Annotated in this window: 5 protein-coding genes; 1 reads left to right on the forward strand and 4 read right to left on the reverse strand. The window is 52.8% G+C overall.

Translation table 11 applies throughout. The features are described from left to right. The first annotated feature begins 60 nt into the window (after positions 1 to 60). On the forward strand, positions 61 to 1,023 hold the full coding sequence (locus Q0526_RS11815; protein ID WP_298733852.1) for a DUF4349 domain-containing protein: 963 nt from the start codon (positions 61 to 63) through the stop codon (positions 1,021 to 1,023). Between the two features lie 74 nt (positions 1,024 to 1,097). Here the strand turns inward: Q0526_RS11815 and Q0526_RS11820 are convergent, their stop codons facing one another. From Q0526_RS11820 to Q0526_RS11835, 4 genes are all read right to left on the reverse strand, one after another. Beyond that, positions 1,098 to 2,483, reverse strand: coding sequence for a PTS transporter subunit EIIC (locus tag Q0526_RS11820; protein WP_298733854.1), 1,386 nt, complete (start codon positions 2,481 to 2,483; stop codon positions 1,098 to 1,100). Further along, on the reverse strand, positions 2,483 to 3,955 hold the full coding sequence (locus Q0526_RS11825) for a glycoside hydrolase family 1 protein (protein ID WP_298733856.1): 1,473 nt from the start codon (positions 3,953 to 3,955) through the stop codon (positions 2,483 to 2,485). Before Q0526_RS11825 ends, Q0526_RS11820 begins: the two co-directional genes overlap by 1 nt. Positions 3,956 to 4,155: 200 nt before the next feature. Continuing rightward, complete coding sequence (locus Q0526_RS11830) at positions 4,156 to 5,007, reverse strand: MurR/RpiR family transcriptional regulator (protein WP_298733858.1); 852 nt, start codon at positions 5,005 to 5,007, stop codon at positions 4,156 to 4,158. 82 nt (positions 5,008 to 5,089) lie between these two features. Further along, positions 5,090 to 5,313: amino acid--tRNA ligase-related protein (locus Q0526_RS11835; RefSeq protein ID WP_298733860.1), on the reverse strand; the 224-nt coding region annotated here is incomplete at its 5' end.

Genomic DNA, 5,313 nt, shown 5'->3' on the forward strand with positions numbered 1-5,313 from the left:
AGCACAGCCCTTGGAGAGGGGCTCTAATAACTACTACTCTATAATACAAGGAGATGTCCCATGAAAAGACGTTGTTCCCCCTTGGTAGCTGCGGTACTGGCCGCGGCCCTGCTGGCCGGGTGCGGCGCCGGAAGCTCCACCCAGAGTTCTGCTGCTAACTACGAGATGAGCAGTGATGCAGCAGCCGCACAGGAAGCCGGCGGCGTGGAAAGCGCCTTGCTGCCCGAAGGTTCCGACGCCACGGCTGAAAGCGCCCAAAAAATCATCTACCGTGCCAATCTGGAGATGGAATCCACCGACTTTGACACTGCCCGCACCGCCTTGCTGGCTGCCGTAGACGAAAACGGCGCATGGTTGGAATACAGCCACCTCAGCGGCAGTGCCGAGGATCGGGACCGGTACGCTGACTACACCGTGCGCGTTCCGGTGGACAACTACTCCGCCTTCTTAACACAGGTCGGCGACGCAGGCAGCGTTTTGAGTCTGAACGAAAGCGCCGAGAATGTGACCAGCAACTACATCGATCTGGAAGCCCGGCTCACCTCGCTGGAAAATCAACGGGACCGGCTCAACGAGTTGGCGGACAAGGCTGAAACCACCGCCGATTTGTTGGAGATCGAAAGTCAACTTTCTGACGTGCAGTACCAGCTGGAAAGCTACACCCAGCAGATGCGTGCGCTGGAGGGGCAGGTCACCTACTCCACCGTAGAGATCACCCTGCAGGAAGTGGCCACCTTAACCCCCACCGGCACCACCTTCGGGGAACGACTGGTGGATGCTTTCGGCGGCGGTTGGAACGGCTTCGTTCTCTTTGTGCAAGGGCTGATCCTGACGCTGGTCTATCTGTGGCCGGTACTCCTTGTAATCGCTGTGGTGGTAGTCCTCCTCCTTCGCCGGGGACCGCGCCGTCCCACCGCTTCCAAAGGGCGTAAGGGATCCAAACCTCCCAAATCGGAACCTCCGACCTCCTACGGCATGACGCCGCCTGCTTCCTCTGACGAGGAGCCCAAACCCAAATATTGAGATGCAACATAACAAGGCCCCCGCCAAAGGCGGGGGCCTTGTTATGTTATGAGAAAGCCATTAAAGAGAAGTCCTTATTGTTTGGCCTGCATCCGTTTGCCCAGCAGGTAGGTGGCTACAAAGCCAAGAACGACCGCCACGATCATAACGACCAACGAAACCATCAAGTTGTAACTGGATCCGTTAGGATCAATGTAGGCGGGCAGGCTGATAAAGCCCGGCGTAGAAATGACATACTGGGTCATACCCAGCAAACCAGCTAACAGACCACCGATACCACCGCCAATCATAGCGCCGATCAGCGGATAGGTTTTGGGGAACAACACACCATAGACGCCCGGTTCGGTAATGCCGCACAGCGCAGTGATTCCCGCCGAGACGCTGACAGATTTTTCCTCTACCGACTTAGCCAGCAGTGCCGCAGCCAGACAGGCACCGCCTACTGCCACGTTGGCGGGCGCCATGCCGATACAGATCAGCGGATCGGAATTCACCGCCGCCATGAGTGCAAAAACGACCGGATAGGTAGCATTGTTCATACCGAAGAAAACCATCAGCGGCGTAGTGATACCGATGATCATGACGGCAAGGGGCGGCACAGCCTGATAGATGGCGTAAACGCCGTTGGCAAGCCAAGTTCCCAGCGTATTGCCAATGGGTCCCAACACGATCAACGTCACCGGTACCGTGATCAGCATGGTGATCAGCGGCACAAAAATCGTTTTGAGGAAAACCGGAGTATGCTTTTGCAGGAATTTGTAGACGACGCTCATGAACAGCACACCCAAAATGACGGGGAACACCGTGGAGTTATAGGTGATCGTCTGGATGGGAATGCCAAAGAAGTCCAATCCTTCAGCTCCATTAATACTGGAGTACAACAAAATTGCCCCCAAGAACGCGCCGAGGAAGCCGTTGGATTTGAGGCGGTTGGCCGCCGCAAATCCGATGAAGATGGGCAGGAAGTAGAAAGTAGCTTGGTTGATGGCATAGAACACTGTGTAGGTGCCGGATTCTGCCGAAACACCAAACACACTGGTCAGCAGCGACAGCACCGCACCGGTCAAACCACCAGCTACCAGTACCGGAATCACCGGGCTGAAGGTGCCACCAATGAAGGAGAGGATCGCATTGGCTACATTGCCATGATCCTGTGCCAAATCCTTCGCTGCCGCTTCGGCATCTTCCACCGCGCCGCCGGCTTTTATGCCGTTGAATTTCTGAATTTCCGCATACAGATCGGGCACATCCTGCCCGATAACGATCTGATACTCACCGTTTTGGATGATGACGTTGAGCACGCCGGGCACACCTTTTACCCCATCGGTGTCAAATTTGGAGGCATCCCGCAATACCAGCCGCAGACGAGTCATGCAATGCGTGGCACTGACGATATTCCCTTCGCCGCCGGCTTTTTCCACAATGCCTTGCGCCATGACTTGATAATTCTTTTTTGCCATTATTTCAGCATCTCCCTTCCCCAGTCCTTTCCGTTGGAGCGAATCAGTTTCGAATACCAATAGAAGGAATCTTTGGGAATTCGCTTCATAGACAGTTCTTCCACACTCTTAGCAGCATTCTGTTCCTCATCGGTGGTGTCAATATAGACCAAACCATACCGCTTGGCCATACCATTACCGGTGGAAAGCAAATCGGTGAAAGACCAAGGATTGTAAGCGATAACTTCGCATCCATCTTCAATGGCCAATCCCAACTGATAAATATGATTGCGCAAAAACTCGATGCGCTGTGCATCATGCACCTTGCCGTCAGCGTCCTTGCTCTCGTGGGCTCCGTACCCGTTCTCGGTGATCATCATGGGCAGGTGATAGTGGTCCCACAAATAGCGCATCATGTACCGCAGACAGACCGGATCAATCTCCCAATCCCAGTCGGTGTACTCCACATAGGGGTTGCGGGTCAGCGCATAACGGCCCGGTTCCACCGGGAAAACCATCTGCCCCTTAATTCCGTTCTTATTCAAAAGATAATCCTGCTGTTTGGCATCATGAGGTGCAAACTTGGCCACATTGCTGCGGTAGCAGTTCACGGCGATAAAGTCGATCTTTGCGCTCTTCATCAGTTCCTCGTCACCGGGACGGATGTCGGGATCAATGTCATTTTCTTCCCAGTAACGTTTGAGGAAATTGCTGTATTCTCCGTACACGTCGGTGTCGATCCACAGCTTTTCAGTAAATTCCTCCGCATTCATTGCGGCAATCTGATCTTCGGGACGGCAAGTTTCGGGATAGATGGGCACGCACCCCGGCACAGGGCCGATTTTGCCTCCCTCTACCATCTCGTGGCAGGCATTGACCGCTTTGGCATGGCAGAGGTTCATGATGTGGTTGATCTTCCACTGGTCACGGAACCAATCCTCACAGCCCTTGCTGACACCCAACCAATGACCGTAGCAGATCTGCATGTTCTGTTCATTGATGGCCAACCAGTATTTTACCCGGTCGCCGAAGTTCTCAAAGCAAACACGGCAATAATGGTCAAAAGCATCGATGATGGCACGGTTTTTCCAGCCGCCCAATTCCTCGTCTACCCACACCGGCATGTCATAATGGTAAAGCGTGACGATAGGGGTAATGTGGTGCGCCACCAGCTCATCGATCAAGGCATTATAAAAGGCGATGCCCTCGGGGTTCACTTTGCCGTCAGACTTCGGAATGATACGGGACCAGGACAGTGAAAAGCGGTAGCTGGAAAATCCACACTCGGCCATAAGGGCCACATCTTCCTTGAAATGGTGATAGTGGTCCGCCGCATAGGTGTTATCCGCAAAAGGTTTCTTGGTTTTGGAGTTCAGGTCGATGATGGCCGGCGTGCGTCCGCCTTCTGCCACAGCACCCTCTACCTGCCAAGCCGCACTGGAAGCACCCCACATAAAGCCTTCCGGGAACCGAGGGTTGTGATTATAGTACATGGTACTTTCCTCCTGATGACTGTTTGCCGCCCTTGCCGTCGCACTGAGCAGCCGTGTTTCGTGCGCACTTTGTTTTGCAGATTTATCATAACATACCACAAAACCAAAATGGGGTTCGCCATGCGAACCCCATTTGTACAGATTACACGATTATGCCGTCCCATTTTTAGATAACTTCACGGTCGTTTTCGTCATATCTTCTATTTTTTCATTTTGTTTTTGTCAGATTCCTCTAAACGCGGTTCATCAAACGGACCCACGGCCGTCCCCTGTTTTAAGTATTTTTGTACATAATAGCTGTATAAAATATCAAAAAAGTAGTTGGTACCGTACTGAGAATACACTGTCCGCGCATTGGCATTATCTTTTTCGCTGAGATAGATCACCCCATCGTACACCGACCAAAAGCGCCGGTCATGGTTGACCGTAATCAACACCTTATAGGCCTCGGTCTCCCGAATCATGGGTTCCATAACGGTGGCAAAATTGCCGGTGGCTGAAATAGTCATCAGCAGGTCGTTGGATGTCAGATCTTTTAGATACCCCGGCACATCTTGTGCATCGGTTACAATCAACACCAGTTTGCCCATGACCACCATGGACTGCTGGAATCCCCGAGCCGTCATACCGGAAAAATCCGAAGTAAACAGCACCACATTGCGGCTATCGTGAATCCGCTTAGCCAATTTATCCAGCACCGCCGTGGTCGCCAGACGGTTGATTTCCTGCATCATATCCGTCACCGAGTGGGACAGGTAACTTTTGTAATTGGGGCGGGCGCTGTATCCGATAAAATAGTTACAGTGACGTTTCCATTCCTCGGCAGCTGCTTTTAAGTCGGAGAAATTATCAAACCCGATGGACTGGCAAAACCGGCGGATCCCTGAACGAGAGACATAACACGCCTCTGCCACATCGTAAATGTTCAGCTCTTTAAGCTGATCAAAATGGCACAAAAAGTACTGCGCCAACACGTAGTAAGGTTCCCCGGGTTCGCTTTCATTCATAACGGCCAGCAGCGCTGTCATCAAACTGAAGGCAGTGCTTTTCATCGATGTTTTCTCCTTTCACAGCAGCACAAAAGGCAGATTCAAAACAACCCCTGCGCAGAATCTGCGTAGGGGTCGTCAGGGATTATTCTTTTTCCGGCAGAGTCAGCGCAATAGACAGGTCGGCGAGTTGTTTCTCGTCCACAATGTCGGGGGCGCCGCTCATGGGTTCACCGGCGTTCTGCACCTTCGGGAAGGCGATGACATCTCGGATGGAATCCCGCTTAAGCATCAGCATGACCATACGGTCCAAACCGTAGGCCATACCGCCGTGCGGCGGCGCGCCGTACTTGTAGGCATCCATCAGGA

The sequence above is a fragment of the uncultured Subdoligranulum sp. genome (assembly GCF_937890665.1).

What these genes read in the sequence shown, in the direction of transcription:
- Q0526_RS11815 (WP_298733852.1), top strand. Translation starts at nt 61, where the DNA reads ATGAAAAGACGTTGTTCCCCCTTGGTAGCTGCGGTACTGGCCGCGGCC.
- Q0526_RS11825 (WP_298733856.1), bottom strand. Translation starts at nt 3,955, where the DNA reads ATGTACTATAATCACAACCCTCGGTTCCCGGAAGGCTTTATGTGGGGT.
- Q0526_RS11830 (WP_298733858.1), bottom strand. Translation starts at nt 5,007, where the DNA reads ATGAAAAGCACTGCCTTCAGTTTGATGACAGCGCTGCTGGCCGTTATG.
- Q0526_RS11820 (WP_298733854.1), bottom strand. Translation starts at nt 2,483, where the DNA reads ATGGCAAAAAAGAATTATCAAGTCATGGCGCAAGGCATTGTGGAAAAA.